A 13,186-nucleotide genomic window follows, 5' to 3' on the forward strand; every position below is an offset into this window, starting at 1 on the left:
CCGCGGCTCGGGACCTGAGCCCGTTCCGCGGCTGCCTGTCCCGGCCGGCCCCGCCGACCGCGCACCGACCGGACCCCGCGCGACCGCCGTCACCCCCTGGGGGGCGCGGCGGCGGTCGCCGGGGTCAGCCCGCGACGGCGGCCTCCGCCGCCGCCACCGCGCAGACCCGGGCGGCGCCGTGGGTGGCGATGTGCAGGGCGCCGCGCGGTGCGGCCCCGGGCAGGCCCATCTCGACCACGACGGTGTCGGGTCGGGCGGCGAGCAGGGTGTCGAGCGCGGAGCGCATCCAGGCGTGCCGGTGCTCGTCGCGGACCACGGCGACGATCCGGCGCCCCTGGGCGGCGGCGAGGGCGGCCCGGCCGGCGCCCTCGCCGGTGAAGGTGCCGCAGGCGCCGCCGGGCAGCCGCCGTTCCAGCTCGGCGGCGACGCCCCAGGGCGTCTGGTCGCCGACGGCGATGTTCGCGGCGGGGCTGAACCGGGCGACGTACACCGGTGCGGTGACCGGGGCGGCGGCGCCCGCGCGGGTCACGGTCAGCGCGCGGCGGGCCGCGACCAGGCCGATCTCCGGGTCGGCCGGGGTCCGCTCCGCGTCACCGCGGGCGGCGGTGGTCCAGGCGGCCAGCTCGCGGACCCGGGCCGCCGCGTCGGCGAGCCGTTCCTCGGGCAGTTCACCGGAGCGTACGGCGGCCACGAGCGCGTCCCGCAGCTTCAGCACGGTGCCCTCGTCGCACAGTCCGCCGCCCACGCAGATGGCGTCGGCGCCGGCCGCGATCGCGAGGACCGCGCCGTGCTCCAGGCCGTAGGTGCCGGCGATCGCGCGCATCTCCATGCCGTCGGTGACGATCAGGCCCTGGTAGCCGAGTTCGCCGCGCAGCAGTTCGGTGAGGACGCGGCGGGACAGGGTGCCGGGGCGGTCCGGGTCCAGCGCGGGCACCAGGATGTGCGCGCTCATGATCGCCCGGGTGCCGGCGGCGATCGCCGCGCGGAACGGGGGCAGTTCGCGCGCGTACAGGGTGTCGGCGTCGACGCCGATGCGGGGCAGGGCGAGGTGGGAGTCGACGTCGGTGTCGCCGTGGCCGGGGAAGTGCTTGGCGCAGGCGGCGACGCCGGTGGACTGCAGGCCCTCCACCCAGGCGGCGGTGTGCCGGGCGACCAGGCCGGGGCTCGCGCCGAAGGAGCGGACACCGATGACGGGGTTGTCGGGGTCGGCGTTGACGTCGGCGGAGGGCGCCCAGTCGAGGGTGACACCGCAGGCGGCCAGGCGCCGGCCCAGCTCGCGGGAGACGGCCCGGGTGAGGCCGGGGTCGTCGACGGCGCCGAGGGCGTGGTTGCCGGGGAAGAGCGAGCCGGTGCGCACGTCGAGGCGGGTGACGTCGCCGCTCTCCTCGTCGATGGCGACCAGCAGGTCCTCGCGCTCGGCCCGCAACTGCGCGGTGAGCGCGGTGACCTGCTCCTCGCTGACGACGTTGCGGCCGAACAGGGCGACGGAGGCGAGGCCCTCGCCGAGGCGGCGGCGCACCCAGTCGGGGGCGGTGGTGCCGTCGAACCCCGGTTGCAGCACCGCGAGGGCGTCCCGGGCGAGGGTGTCCCCCGCGGCGGAGCCGCTGCCGGACGCTGTGGTGGCGATGGTGGTCATCGGGGGCGTCATCCCTTCACGGCGCCGTCGGTCAGACCGCTGACAGCCTTGCGTTGCAGGAAGATGAACAGGATCAGAATGGGCAGCGCGAACAGCGACGAGGCGGCCATGGTGGCGCCCCAGTCGTCGCCGAATGCGGTCTGGAACTGGGACAGCCACAGCGGCAGGGTCTGCTTCTCGACGTCCTTGTTGAGGATCAGGACGAGCGGGAACTCGTTCCAGGCGGTGATGAACCCGAACAGCGAGGTCGCCATCAGGCCGGGCGCGAGCAGCGGGAAGATCACCTTGACGAAGGCCTGGAGGCGGGTGCAGCCGTCGACCATCGCCGACTCCTCCAGCTCCCTGGGCACGGCGGCGACATAGCCGCGCAGGGTGAGGATGGTCAGCGGGAGCACCATCATCGTGTAGAAGACGGTGAGCGGGACCAGGCTGTCGAGCATGTCGTTGTCGCGGACGATCATGTAGATGGCGATGATCATGACCTCCCAGGGGGCCATCTGCGCCAGCATGAACGTCACGATCAGACCGCGCCGGCCCCGGAACCGCATCCGCGCCAGGGCGAACGCGGCGAACAGGGCGATGACGAGCGAGAAGACCACCGACAGCACGGTGACGGTGACGGAGTTGAGGACGAGGGTCCAGAAGTGGTCGGCGTCGACGGCCTTGCGGAAGTGGTCGAGGGTGGCGTGCGTCGGGAACCACACCGGGTCGTCGGCGATGATGTCGCCGGTCGGCTTGAAGGCCGTGGCGAACATCCAGTAGACGGGGAACACGAAGCCGACGAAGAGGGCGACGGCGGTCGCGTTGGGCCAGATGCGGCCGAAGAGCGAGCGCTTCACAGCTCGTCCTCCTCTTGCTTGAGCACCATGCGCAGGTAGTACGAGGTGATGGCGAGCAGGACCAGGATGGTGAGGAAGGAGATCGCCGCGCCGAGCCCGAAGTGCTGGTTTCCGACGCCCTCGACGTAGGCGTAGATCGGCAGGGTCTCGGTGAGGTGGTCGGGGCCGCCCTCGTTCATGGCGAAGATCTGCGCGAACGCCTTGAACACCCAGATGACTTCGAGGAACGTCGTGGCGTACAGGAACGGCCGCAGGAAGGGCAGGGTCACCGAGGTGAAGCTCTGCCAGGTGCCGGCGCCGTCCAGGGAGGCGGCCTCGTACAGTTCCCTGGGGATGGTGGTGGTGGCGGCGTAGAGGTTGATCGCCACGAAGGGTATGGACTGCCAGACGATGAGCAGGGTGACCACGGCGAAGGTGGAGAACTGGGTCTGCAGCCAGTTGTGGTCGGCCATGGAGTGCCAGCCGAGCTTGTCCAGCACCCAGTTGACGACGCCGAAGCGCTGGGCGAACAGCCACTGGTAGACGGTGGTGGCCGCGATGACCGGCATGGCCCAGGCGAGGACGAGGCCCACCATGAGCAGCAGCCGCATCCTGCGGCCGAGCCGGGCCAGCAGCAGGCCGACCAGGGTGCCGATCACCATGATCAGTACGACGTTGGCGGCGGTGAAGACGACGGAGCGCTCGACGACGTGCCAGAAGTCGCCGCCGCTGAGCACCTCCCGGTAGTTGTCGACGCCGTTCCACTCGGTGAGGTGCTGGATGAGCTGGCGCGGGTTGAGGTTCTGGAACGACAGCATGCCGTTCTTGACCAGGGGCCAGCCGAGGAGCACCAGGGTGGCCAGCAGCGCGGGCAGCAGGAGCAGGTAGGGGGCGGTGGCGCGGCGCCGGGACGGGGCGCCGGCGGTGCTGCCGTCACCGCGCGGCGGGGCCGGTACCCGGGCCTTGCGGACAGCGGGCGTCCCGGCCGTGTCCGTGCCTTCGGTCTGCACTGACATGAGTTGCCATCTCTTCCGTGGCCGTACGGACGACACGTACGGACGACACAGGTGAGCCGGGGGCGCGTGCGCGGCGCCCCCGGCGCGGTCATCAGTTCTGCTGGGCCAGGCGCTTGTTGATCTCGCCCTCGACCTGCTTGGCGGCGTCCGCCGGGGACTTGCCGTTCAGCACGGCCGTCATGTACGACTTGATCGGGTTCGGGCTGTTCTCGACCGCGCCCCACTCGGGGATGAGCGGGGTGGTGCCTCCGACGGCGGCACCCGGAGCGGCGGCCTCGGCGACGGCGTTGCCCTTGAGGTTGGACTGAAGGGCCTGCTTGTTCGGGATGACGCCGTTGAGCTTGGCCAGTTCGCCCTCGTACCGGTCGGACAGGGCGATCTTCAGGAACTCCTTGGCCAGGGCCTGCTTCTTGCTGCCCTGGGCGACGGCGAGGTTGGAGCCGCCGAGGAAGACACCCTCGGGCTTGCCGGCGCTCTCGCCCGGGATGGTGAAGTAGCCGAGGTCCTTCTCGATGGCCTTGTTGGCGGTGACGGCCGTACCGGCCTCCCAGCCCATGCCGATGAAGGCGCCGGTCTTCCCCTTGGCGAAGACCTCGGCCTGCTGCGGGGTGGCCTCGTCCTTGTCCTTGGGCGCCTTGGAGTAGGAGGCGTACTTCTTGTAGATCTCCATGGCCTTGGCGACCTTGGGGTCGCCGAGGTTGGAGACGTACTTGCCGCCTTCCTTCTTCACCAGGTCGGCGCCCTGGCCGATGGTCAGGCCGTCGAAGAAGTACCAGTTCTGGCCGGGCAGGTAGAGCGGCTCGGCGTCGGTCTTCTTCCCGATCGTCTCCAGGTCCTTGTAGAACTCGTCCCGGGTCTTCGGGGTGTCCTTGATGCCGGCCTCGGCCCAGATCTTCTTGTTGTAGATGACGACGCGGTTGGCGAAGTACCAGGGCGCGGCGTACTGCTTGCCGTCGTAGACGGAGGACTGCGAGACCGACGGCGTCCAGTCGGCGCCGATCTCCGTCTTCAGGTCGCTCAGGTCGGCGAGGCCGCCGGTGGCCGCGTAGGCCGGGGTCTGGGTGTTGCCGACCTCCAGCACGTCCGGCGGGGTGGACTCGGACAGGGCGGTGGTGATCTTCTGCTGGATCCCGTCCCACTTCTGCGTCTCGAACTTCAGCTGGGCGCCGGTCTTCTTCTCGAAGGCGGCCGTGACGTCCTTGACCCACTGGTCCGGCGTGGAGCCGTCCATCGCCCAGACCGTCAGGGTCTGGCCCTTGAAGCTGTCCGGTCCCGCGTTCTTGCCGCTGTCGTCGCCGCCGTCCCCGCCGCACGCCGACACGGAGACCATCATGCCCGCGATCACGATCGCGGCCGCAAGCTTGCGCTTCACGCCACCCTCCTCAGGGATGCCACTAACCCCCCACGCCCTCGGCGGTGACCTGCGTACGACGCTGTTGCACGTAGGGCTGTGGACCTGGTCACGAATGGTGTAGACCAGTACGGTGGAGCTTGGCCTAGACCTTTTGGAGTGTCAAGGGTGGTCCGGGAAGCCGGGACCGGCCGTTACGAGAAAGTCACCGGAGCGCATCCGTCCGCATTCCGCCCCCTTTCACCCGGAGCGTTCAGTTGGACTAGACCATAGAGCGGTTGCTCGCTATAACGGGAGACCGTCGACACAGCCGGGAAGGCAGGCATGACCACCGACGTCAGCAGCGCCCCGCCGCCGTACAGGGGGGCGTCCGGCCGCACCGCGCGCGTGCCGAAGTACTACCGGATCAAGCAGCAGGTGCTCACCATGGCCGAGGCGCTGCAACCCGGCTCGGCCATGCCCGCGGAACGCCTGCTCGCCGTCCGGTTCGGCACCTCGCGGACCACCGTGCGGCAGGCGCTCCAGGAACTCGTCGGCGAGGGCCGGCTCGACCGGATCCAGGGCAAGGGCACCTTCGTCGCCCAGCCCAAGCTGTACCGCACGCTCCAGCTCACCTCGCACACCGAGGACATGCGCGCCCAGGGCCTCACCCCGGCCTCGCGGGTGCTGGACATCGGGGAGGTGCCCGCGGACGAGCGGCTGGCGGGCCTGCTCGGCATCGGGGCGGGCGAGCCGGTGCTGCGCATCGAGCGGCTGCGGCTGGCCGGCGGCGACCCGATGGCGATCGAGACGACCCATCTGTCGGTGCGCCGGTTCCCCGGCCTGCGCCGCTGGCTGGCCACCCACCCCTCGCTCTACACCGCGCTCGCCGAGGTGTACGGCGTCCGGCTCGCCGAGGCCGACGAGACCATCGAGACCTCGTTGTCGACCCCGCGCGAGGCGCAGTTGCTCGCCACCGACGTGGGGCTGCCGATGCTGCTGCTGTCCCGGCACTCGCGGGACGCGCAGGGCTCGCCCGTGGAGTGGGTGCGCTCGGTGTACCGGGGCTCGCGCTACAAGTTCGTGGCCGCCCTGCGGCGGCCGGACGCCCCTCGGGTCCGGCGGAGTCCGGCTCCGCCGGACCGGGACGGGCTCGGCCGCGCCTGAAGCCGGGGCGCGGGCGGGGTCGCGGATCAGCGAACCGGCTTGGCCGTCGCCTTCGCCGACGACTCGCCCGTCGCCTTGGGCGCCTTGGCCGTCTTGGACGTTTTGGCCGTCTTGGGCGCCTTGGCCGACGACTTGCCCGGCGTCTTCGGCGTCTTCGGCGCCTTCGGTGCCTTCGGTGCCTTCGCCGACGACGTGCCCGTCGTCTTCGGGGACTGCGCGGGTGTGTCGTGCGGAGCGAGCTTGATGTCCTGGTGCGACACGGCGTGGAAGTACGGCAGCAGGACGATGCCGGAGGGGCGCAGTTCCGTGAGGGTGGCCTCCACCCGCGCCGCCCCGTCCTTCAGCGCCTTCGGCGAAGCCTCGCCGGAGTGCTCCCACCGGTGTTCGACGCCGTCGCACCGGGCGACGCTGCCGCCGATGGCGTACTGGAGACCGAGGTCCTTCTGGCTGACCGAGGAGCTGACGAGCACCGGCCCGGTGCCGCCGGTGCAGCGGTAGGTGCCGGACAGCGTCACCGTGCCGTCGGCGGCGAGCTTGCCGACCGGGTCGACGGTGATCGTCTCGGCGGGGGCGGCGGTGGCCGGGCCGACGGCGGTGCACAGCAGCGCGGCGGCGCCGAGGACCGTGGCGAGGGCGGGGCGTACGGGCATGGGATACCTCCCGGTTCCAGGGGTCGAGGGTCTCCACTGGTACCGGGCGGCCGGGCCGCCGGGCGTGACCGTCACCCCATCGGTGGCGCGTCATGAAACCGAACGGGCCGGGTCATCGACGGTGCGGGCGACGGGGCGCGCGCGAGGTCCCGGCCCGGGGCTCACGGCAGTACGGCGAACCCGTCCAGTTCCACCAGCGCCCGCTCGTCCCACAGCCGTACGACCTCCACGACGGCCATCGCGGGATAGTCGCGGCCCGCCGACTCCCGCCAGATCCGGCCCAGGAGAGCCGCGTGGGCGCGGTAGGCGGCGACGTCGGTGGCGTAGACGGTGACCCGGGCGAGGTCGGCGGGGGTGCCGCCGGCCGCACGCAGGGCGGTGAGGAGGTTGCCGAGGGCCTTCTCGAACTGCTCGGGCAGCGTCTCACCGGTGATCTTCCCGTCGCCGTCGAGGGCGGTCTGGCCCGCCAGGAACACCACGCGGGAGCCGGTCGCGACGACGGCGTGCGAGAAGCCCGTGGGCGGGGCCATCCCGGGCGGGTTGACGCGCTCGGTCGTCACCGGTCCTCCTTGGCCGCTTCGGCGTACAACTCCTTGGCGATGATGCCCCGTTGGACCTCGCTGGCGCCCTCGTAGACGCGGGGCGCGCGCACCTCGCGGTAGAGGTGTTCGAGGAGGTGGCCGCGGCGCAGGGCGCGGGCGCCGTGCAGTTGGACGGCGGTGTCGACGACGTACTGCGCGGTCTCGGTGGCGAGCAGCTTGGCCATCGCCGCGCGCCGGGGCACGTCGGCCGCTCCCGCGTCGTACGCCGTCGCGGCCGCGTACACCATCAGCCGGGCCGCCTCGGTGCGCAGGGCCATCTCGGCGACCTGGTGCGACACGGCCTGAAGGTCCATCAGCCGGCCGTGGAACGCCTCACGCCGGCGGGTGTGGCCGATCGTGGCGTCCAGCGCGGCCTGCGCCATGCCGACCGCGAACGCGCCGACGCTGGGGCGGAAGAGATTGAGGGTGCCCATGGCGACGGCGAAGCCGCGGTCGGGTGCGCCGAGCACGTCGGCCGCGGTGACGGGTACGGCGTCGAAGTCGAGGGCGCCGATGGGGTGCGGCGAGATCATCTCCAGGGCGCTGCCGGTGAGTCCGGGCCGGTCGGCCGGGACCAGGAAGGCGGTCACCCCGCGGGCCCCGGCGCCGGGTGTGGTGCGGGCGAAGACGGTGTAGAAGTCGGCCTCGGGGGCGTTGGAGATCCAGCACTTGGCGCCGGTGAGCCTCCAGCCGGCGCCGTCCGGGTCGGCCGCGAGGGCCAGCGCCGCCGCGTCCGAACCGGCGCCGGGCTCGCTCAGCGCGAAGGCGGCGACCGTGCTGCCGTCGGCGACCCCGGGCAGCCAGCGCGCCCGCTGGTCCTCGCTGCCGTGGGCGTGCACCGGGTGGGCGCCCAGGCCCTGCAGGGCGAGCGCGGTCTCGGCCTCGGTGCAGGCCTGCGCGAGGGACTCCCGCATCAGGCACAGCTCAAGCGCGCCGGCGCTGAACAGCCGCCCGAGCAGCCCCAGTCGGCCGAGCTCGGCGAGGAGCGGCCGGTTGACGCGGCCGGGCGCGCCCCGGTCGGCGAGCGGGCGCAGCCGCCCGGCGGCCAGCTCGCGCAGCTCGGCACACCAGGCGGTCTGCTCGGGGCCGAGTGAGAATGCGGACACGGCCGGTCCTCCCTCCGGGGTCGCGTTCCGGGGCGGGTCCCCGCCCCTTTCGGCACCCCACCCCCCGACGTTATCGCGTACTGTTGACTGCCGTCACCAACACGATACGCTCAAGGCGCGAGCCCACCAGGTAGCCCGTTCGGACATCCGTTCCGGACCTCTGTCACGGCAAGGGGGCGGACCGCCATGCATCTCTCGGCCCACGTCGACACGTTCGCGCGCGACCATCTGCCCCCGCCGCACGAGTGGCCCGAGCTGCGGTTCGACCTGCCGGAACTGCGTTACCCCGATCGGCTGAACTGCGCCGTGGAGCTCCTGGACCACGCGGACCCGGCCCGCCCGGCGTTCCACACGCCGGACGGCGGCGTCTGGACCTACGGCGAGCTGCGCGCCCGGGTCGACCGGATCGCCCACGTGCTCACCGGCTCGCTGGGCGTGGTCCCGGGCAACCGGGTGCTGCTGCGCGGCCCCACCACGCCCTGGCTCGCCGCCTGCTGGCTGGCGGTACTGAAGGCGGGCGCGGTCGCGGTCACCGTGCTGGCCCAGCAGCGCCCGCAGGAGCTGGCGACCCTGTGCGCGATCGCCCGGGTGGGGCACGCGCTGTGCGACGTCCGTGCGGTGGACGGCCTGGCGAGGGCCGCGGTACCCGGGCTGCGCGTCACGACGTACGGCGGTGACGCACCCGACGACCTGCTGCGCCGCCCGGCGCCCGGCGGCCCCTACCCCGCGGTGGACACCGCGTCCGACGACGTCGCCCTGATCGCGTTCACGTCCGGCACGACGGGTCGCCCGAAAGGGTGCATGCACTTCCACCGCGATGTGCTGGCGACAGCCGACACCTTCTCACGGCATGTGTTGCGACCCCACGAGGACGATGTCTTCGCCGGCAGTCCCCCGCTGGGCTTCACCTTCGGCCTCGGCGGGCTGGTGGTCTTCCCGCTGCGGGCCGGGGCCAGCGCCCTGCTGCTGGAGCAGGCGAGCCCCCGCCGGCTGCTGCCCGCGATCGCCGAGCACCGCGTCTCCGTCCTGTTCACCGCGCCGACCGCCTACCGCGCCATGCTGGAGGAGCTGGACGGGCACGACGTGACGTCCCTCAGACGCTGCGTCTCGGCCGGCGAGAACCTGCCCGCGGCCACCTGGCGGGCCTGGCACGAGCGCACGGGCCTGCGCATCATCAACGGGATCGGCGCCACCGAGCTGCTGCACATCTTCCTGTCCGCCGCCGACGAGCGGATCCGGCCCGGCAGCACGGGCGTGCCGGTGCCGGGCTGGCAGGCGCGCGTGCAGGACGCCGACGGCAAGCCGGTGCCCGACGGCGAGCCCGGGCTGCTGGCCGTGCGCGGCCCGGTCGGCTGCCGCTACCTCGCCGACCCGCGGCAGCGCGAGTACGTCCGGGACGGCTGGAACATCACCGGCGACACCTACATACGCGAGGCCGACGGCTACTTCCGCTATGTGGCCCGCGCCGACGACATGATCATCTCGGCCGGGTACAACATCGCGGGCCCGGAGGTCGAGGAGGCGCTGCTGCGCCATCCGGACGTGACCGAGACGGCGGTCGTCGGCCGGCCCGACGAGGCCCGCGGCCAGGTGGTGGTGGCCTACACGGTGCTGCGCGCGGGCGCCCGGCGCGACCCGGAGGCGCTCCGCGCGTTCCTCACCGCCGAGCTGGCGCCGTACAAGTGCCCGCGCGCGTTCGTCTTCCTCGACGCGCTGCCCCGCACGGCCACCGGCAAGCTCCAGCGGTTCCGCCTGCGCACCGAAGGTGACCGGCAGTGATGCCGACGACCTAAAATGATCAACGTGTCCGAGCAGCACGCCCCCAGGTCCCTCATCGTCACGCTCTACGGGGCGTACGGCCGCTTCATGCCCGGCCCGGTGCCCGTCGCCGAGCTGATCCGGCTGCTGGCCGCGGTCGGCGTGGACGCGCCGTCCGTGCGGTCCTCGGTGTCCCGGCTCAAACGGCGCGGGCTGCTGCTGCCCGCCCGCACCGGATCCGGCGCCGCCGGGTACGAACTGTCCGCCGAGGCACGCCAGTTGCTGGACGACGGCGACCGCCGCATCTACGCGGGCACGCCCGTCGCGGACGAGGGCTGGGTGCTCGCGGTGTTCTCGGTCCCGGAGTCGGAGCGGCAGAAGCGGCACGTGCTGCGCTCCCGGCTGGCCGGGCTGGGCTTCGGCACGGCGGCCCCGGGGGTGTGGATCGCGCCGGCCCGGCTGTACGAGGAGGCCGAGCACACCCTGCGCCGGCTGCACCTGGACCCGTACGTGGACTTCTTCCGCGGCGAGCACCTGGGGTTCGCGGCCACGGCGGAGGCGGTGGCCCGCTGGTGGGACCTGGCGGCGATCGCCAAGGAGCACGAGCGCTTCCTGGACGCGCACGCGCCGGTGCTGCACGCCTGGCAGGAGCGCGCCGACACCCCGCCCGAGGAGGCGTACCACGACTACCTCCTCGCCCTCGACTCCTGGCGCCACCTGCCCTACAGCGACCCGGGCCTGCCCACCCGCCTCCTCCCGGCCGACTGGCCCGGCGTCCGCTCGGCGGAGGTCTTCCACGGCCTGCACGAGCGGCTACGGGACGCGGGCGCCGGGTTCGCCGGGGTGTGAGGAGGGCCGGGCGCCCAGCGACAGGCGGGGTTTCGGGGCGTCCGTGCGGCCGGTCTGCGGGCGCCGGCTGCCGGCCCGGTAGGGCGCGGGCCAGGGGGCGCCGGGGCCCTCGTAGCCCTGCTCGGCCGCCGCGTGCAGGGTCCAGTGCGGGTCGTACAGGTGCGGGCGGGCCAGCGCGCACAGGTCCGTACGGCCCGCCAGGATCAGCGAGTTGACGTCGTCCCAGGAGGAGATCGCGCCGACCGCGATCACCGGGACGCGGACCTCGTGCCGGATCCGGTCGGCGAACGGCGTCTGGTACGACCGCCCGAACTCGGGCCGCTCCTCGGCCACCACCTGCCCGGTGGACACGTCGATGGCGTCGGCGCCGTGCGCGGCGAAGGCGCGGGCGATCCCGACGGCGTCCTCGGCGTCCGTCCCGCCCTCCGCCCAGTCGGTGGCCGAGATCCGGACGGTCATCGGCCGCTCGGCCGGCCACACCGCGCGTACGGCGTCGAAGACCTCCAGCGGGAACCGCAGCCGCTTGTCCAGCGAGCCGCCGTAGGCGTCGGTGCGCCGGTTGGTGAGCGGGGAGAGGAATCCGGAGAGCAGGTAGCCGTGGGCGCAGTGCAGTTCGAGCAGGTCGAACCCGGCCCGCGCGGCCCGCCACGCGGCGGCGGCGAACTGCTCGCGCAGGTCGGTGAGCTGGGCGCGGGACAGCTCGCGCGGGATGTGGCCGCCCGGCTTGTACGGCAGCGGGGACGCGGCGACGACGGGCCAGTTGCCGGTGGGCAGCGGTTCGTCCATGCCCTCCCACATCACCTTCGTGGAGCCCTTGCGGCCGGAGTGCCCGAGCTGGACGCCGATGGCGGTGCCCGGGGACTGGCGGTGCACGAAGTCGGTGACCCGGCGCCAGGCCTCGACCTGCCGGCCGGTGTAGAGGCCGGCGCAGCCGGGGGTGATCCGGCCCTCCGGGCTGACGCACACCATCTCGGTCATCACCAGGCCGGCCCCGCCGAGAGCGCGGGCGCCCAGGTGGACGAGGTGGAGGTCGCCGGGGACGCCGTCGGAGGCGGAGTACAGGTCCATCGGTGACACGACGACCCGGTTGCGCAGGGTCAGGCCGCGCAGCCGGAACGGCGTGAACATCGGCGGTGTGCCGGGCGGGCAGCCGAACTCGCGTTCCACCGACTCGGTGAAGCGGCGGTCGCGCAGCCGCAGGTTGCCGTGGGTGACCCGGCGGCTGCGGGTGAGCAGGTTGAAGGCGAACTGGCGGGACGGCTGGCCGAGGTACAGCGGCAGCTGCTCGAACCACTCCAGGCTGGCCCGGGCGGCCCGCTGGGTGGAGGCGACGACGGGTTTGCGTTCCGCCTCGTAGGCGGCGAGGGCCGCCTTTGGTGAGTCCTGTTCGGCCAGGCAGGCGGCCAGCGCGAGGGCGTCCTCCACGGCGAGCTTGGTGCCGGAGCCGATGGAGAAGTGCGCGGTGTGCGCGGCGTCGCCCAGCAGCACGACGTTGCCGTGCGACCAGCGGTCGTTGACCACCGTGCGGAAGGTGGTCCAGGCCGAGGTGTTGGAGCGCAGGGGGCGGCCGCGCAGGGTCTCGGCGAAGATCTTGGCGCAGCGCGCCACCGACTCCTGCTCGTCGAGTTCGTCGAAGCCGGCCGCTCGCCACACCTCCTCGCGCATCTCGACGATGACGGTGGAGGCGTCCGCCGCGTACGGGTAGCCGTGCAGTTGCAGCACGCCGTGCTCGGTCTCGGCGATCTCGAAGCGGAAGGCGTCGAAGGCGAAGTCGGCGGCGAGCCAGATGTAGCGGCAGCGGTGTGCGGCCACCCGGGGGCGGAACACGTCGGCATAGGTGTCGCGGGTGGTGCTGTGCACACCGTCGGCGGCGACGACGAGGTCGTACTCGGCGGCGAGGGTGTCCGGGTGCGGGGCCTCGGTGCGGAAGGCAAGCCGCACGCCGAGCGAGCGGCAGCGTTCGTGCAGGATCGCCAGGAGGCGGTGCCGGCCCAGTGCGGCGAAGCCGTGGCCGCCGGAGCGGTGCCGGACGCCCCGGTGCACTATGTCGATGTCGTCCCAGCGGACGAAGTCCCGCCGCAGGGACTCGTAGACGACCGGGTCGGCGTGTTCTATGCCGCCGAGGGTCTCGTCGGACAGGACGACTCCGAAGCCGAAGGTGACGTCCGGGGCGTTGCGTTCCCAGACGGTGACCTCCCGTGCGGGGTCGAGCCGTTTCAGCAGGGCCGCCGCGTAGAGGCCGCCGGGGCCGCCGCCGATGATCGCCACACGCACC

Annotated in this window: 11 protein-coding genes; 3 read left to right on the forward strand and 8 right to left on the reverse strand. The window is 72.9% G+C overall.

Going from position 1 to position 13,186, the window contains the following annotated elements; all coding sequences use genetic code 11:
* Nucleotides 1–124: 124 nt before the first annotated feature.
* The 4 genes from ACZ3ZD_RS19785 to ACZ3ZD_RS19800 form a co-directional block, all read right to left on the reverse strand.
* A complete protein-coding gene (locus ACZ3ZD_RS19785) occupies nucleotides 125–1,636 on the reverse strand; it encodes a glycoside hydrolase family 3 protein (RefSeq protein WP_467398861.1) in 1,512 nt (503 codons plus the stop codon).
* 8 nt (nucleotides 1,637–1,644) lie between these two features.
* Nucleotides 1,645–2,475, reverse strand: coding sequence for a carbohydrate ABC transporter permease (locus tag ACZ3ZD_RS19790; protein WP_467398864.1), 831 nt, complete (start codon nucleotides 2,473–2,475; stop codon nucleotides 1,645–1,647).
* Nucleotides 2,472–3,470 carry a carbohydrate ABC transporter permease gene (locus tag ACZ3ZD_RS19795; RefSeq protein WP_467398866.1) on the reverse strand — a complete coding sequence of 333 codons (999 nt, stop codon included), beginning with the start codon at nucleotides 3,468–3,470 and terminating at the stop codon, nucleotides 2,472–2,474. The genes ACZ3ZD_RS19790 and ACZ3ZD_RS19795 overlap by 4 nt, the downstream gene beginning before the upstream one ends.
* 91 nt (nucleotides 3,471–3,561) lie before the next feature.
* Nucleotides 3,562–4,842 (reverse strand): extracellular solute-binding protein, encoded by a 1,281-nt coding sequence (locus ACZ3ZD_RS19800; protein WP_467398869.1) that lies wholly within the window; start codon nucleotides 4,840–4,842, stop codon nucleotides 3,562–3,564.
* 303 nt (nucleotides 4,843–5,145) lie between these two features.
* Between ACZ3ZD_RS19800 and ACZ3ZD_RS19805 the strand changes: the two genes are divergently transcribed.
* On the forward strand, nucleotides 5,146–5,967 hold the full coding sequence (locus tag ACZ3ZD_RS19805) for a GntR family transcriptional regulator (protein ID WP_467398871.1): 822 nt from the start codon (nucleotides 5,146–5,148) through the stop codon (nucleotides 5,965–5,967).
* A 26-nt stretch (nucleotides 5,968–5,993) separates the two neighbouring features.
* On the opposite strand, the gene ACZ3ZD_RS19810 is transcribed toward ACZ3ZD_RS19805, so the two are convergent.
* The 3 genes from ACZ3ZD_RS19810 to ACZ3ZD_RS19820 all read right to left on the reverse strand — a co-directional run bounded on the left by ACZ3ZD_RS19810 (nucleotide 5,994) and on the right by ACZ3ZD_RS19820 (nucleotide 8,304).
* Complete coding sequence (locus ACZ3ZD_RS19810; RefSeq protein ID WP_467398873.1) at nucleotides 5,994–6,617, reverse strand: DUF6299 family protein; 624 nt, start codon at nucleotides 6,615–6,617, stop codon at nucleotides 5,994–5,996.
* A 161-nt stretch (nucleotides 6,618–6,778) separates the two neighbouring features.
* Nucleotides 6,779–7,177, reverse strand: a complete 399-nt coding sequence (locus ACZ3ZD_RS19815; protein WP_467398876.1) for a RidA family protein — start codon at nucleotides 7,175–7,177, stop codon at nucleotides 6,779–6,781.
* A complete protein-coding gene (locus tag ACZ3ZD_RS19820) occupies nucleotides 7,174–8,304 on the reverse strand; it encodes an acyl-CoA dehydrogenase family protein (RefSeq protein WP_467398878.1) in 1,131 nt (376 codons plus the stop codon). Before ACZ3ZD_RS19820 ends, ACZ3ZD_RS19815 begins: the two co-directional genes overlap by 4 nt.
* Before the next feature lie 186 nt (nucleotides 8,305–8,490).
* On the opposite strand from ACZ3ZD_RS19820, the gene ACZ3ZD_RS19825 reads away from it, so the two are divergent.
* Both ACZ3ZD_RS19825 and ACZ3ZD_RS19830 read left to right on the forward strand, forming a co-directional pair.
* Nucleotides 8,491–10,083, forward strand: a complete 1,593-nt coding sequence (locus ACZ3ZD_RS19825; protein WP_467398881.1) for an AMP-binding protein — start codon at nucleotides 8,491–8,493, stop codon at nucleotides 10,081–10,083.
* A gap of 15 nt (nucleotides 10,084–10,098) precedes the next feature.
* Nucleotides 10,099–10,911 (forward strand): PaaX family transcriptional regulator, encoded by an 813-nt coding sequence (locus tag ACZ3ZD_RS19830; RefSeq protein WP_467398883.1) that lies wholly within the window; start codon nucleotides 10,099–10,101, stop codon nucleotides 10,909–10,911.
* Here ACZ3ZD_RS19830 and ACZ3ZD_RS19835 read toward each other — a convergent pair.
* A complete protein-coding gene (locus ACZ3ZD_RS19835) occupies nucleotides 10,876–13,185 on the reverse strand; it encodes a bifunctional salicylyl-CoA 5-hydroxylase/oxidoreductase (RefSeq protein ID WP_467398886.1) in 2,310 nt (769 codons plus the stop codon). The two genes, ACZ3ZD_RS19830 and ACZ3ZD_RS19835, sit on opposite strands and share 36 nt — an antisense overlap.
* Between the last annotated feature and the right edge of the window lies 1 nt (nucleotide 13,186).

It is taken from the genome of Streptomyces sp. NPDC023481 (assembly GCF_055560195.1).

Excerpts from the sequence above, each read along its gene's own strand:
- ACZ3ZD_RS19785 (WP_467398861.1), bottom strand. The coding sequence starts at position 1,636 with ATGACCACCATCGCCACCACAGCGTCCGGCAGCGGCTCCGCCGCGGGG.
- ACZ3ZD_RS19795 (WP_467398866.1), bottom strand. The coding sequence starts at position 3,470 with ATGTCAGTGCAGACCGAAGGCACGGACACGGCCGGGACGCCCGCTGTC.
- ACZ3ZD_RS19805 (WP_467398871.1), top strand. The coding sequence starts at position 5,146 with ATGACCACCGACGTCAGCAGCGCCCCGCCGCCGTACAGGGGGGCGTCC.
- ACZ3ZD_RS19810 (WP_467398873.1), bottom strand. The coding sequence starts at position 6,617 with ATGCCCGTACGCCCCGCCCTCGCCACGGTCCTCGGCGCCGCCGCGCTG.
- ACZ3ZD_RS19825 (WP_467398881.1), top strand. The coding sequence starts at position 8,491 with ATGCATCTCTCGGCCCACGTCGACACGTTCGCGCGCGACCATCTGCCC.
- ACZ3ZD_RS19830 (WP_467398883.1), top strand. The coding sequence starts at position 10,099 with ATGATCAACGTGTCCGAGCAGCACGCCCCCAGGTCCCTCATCGTCACG.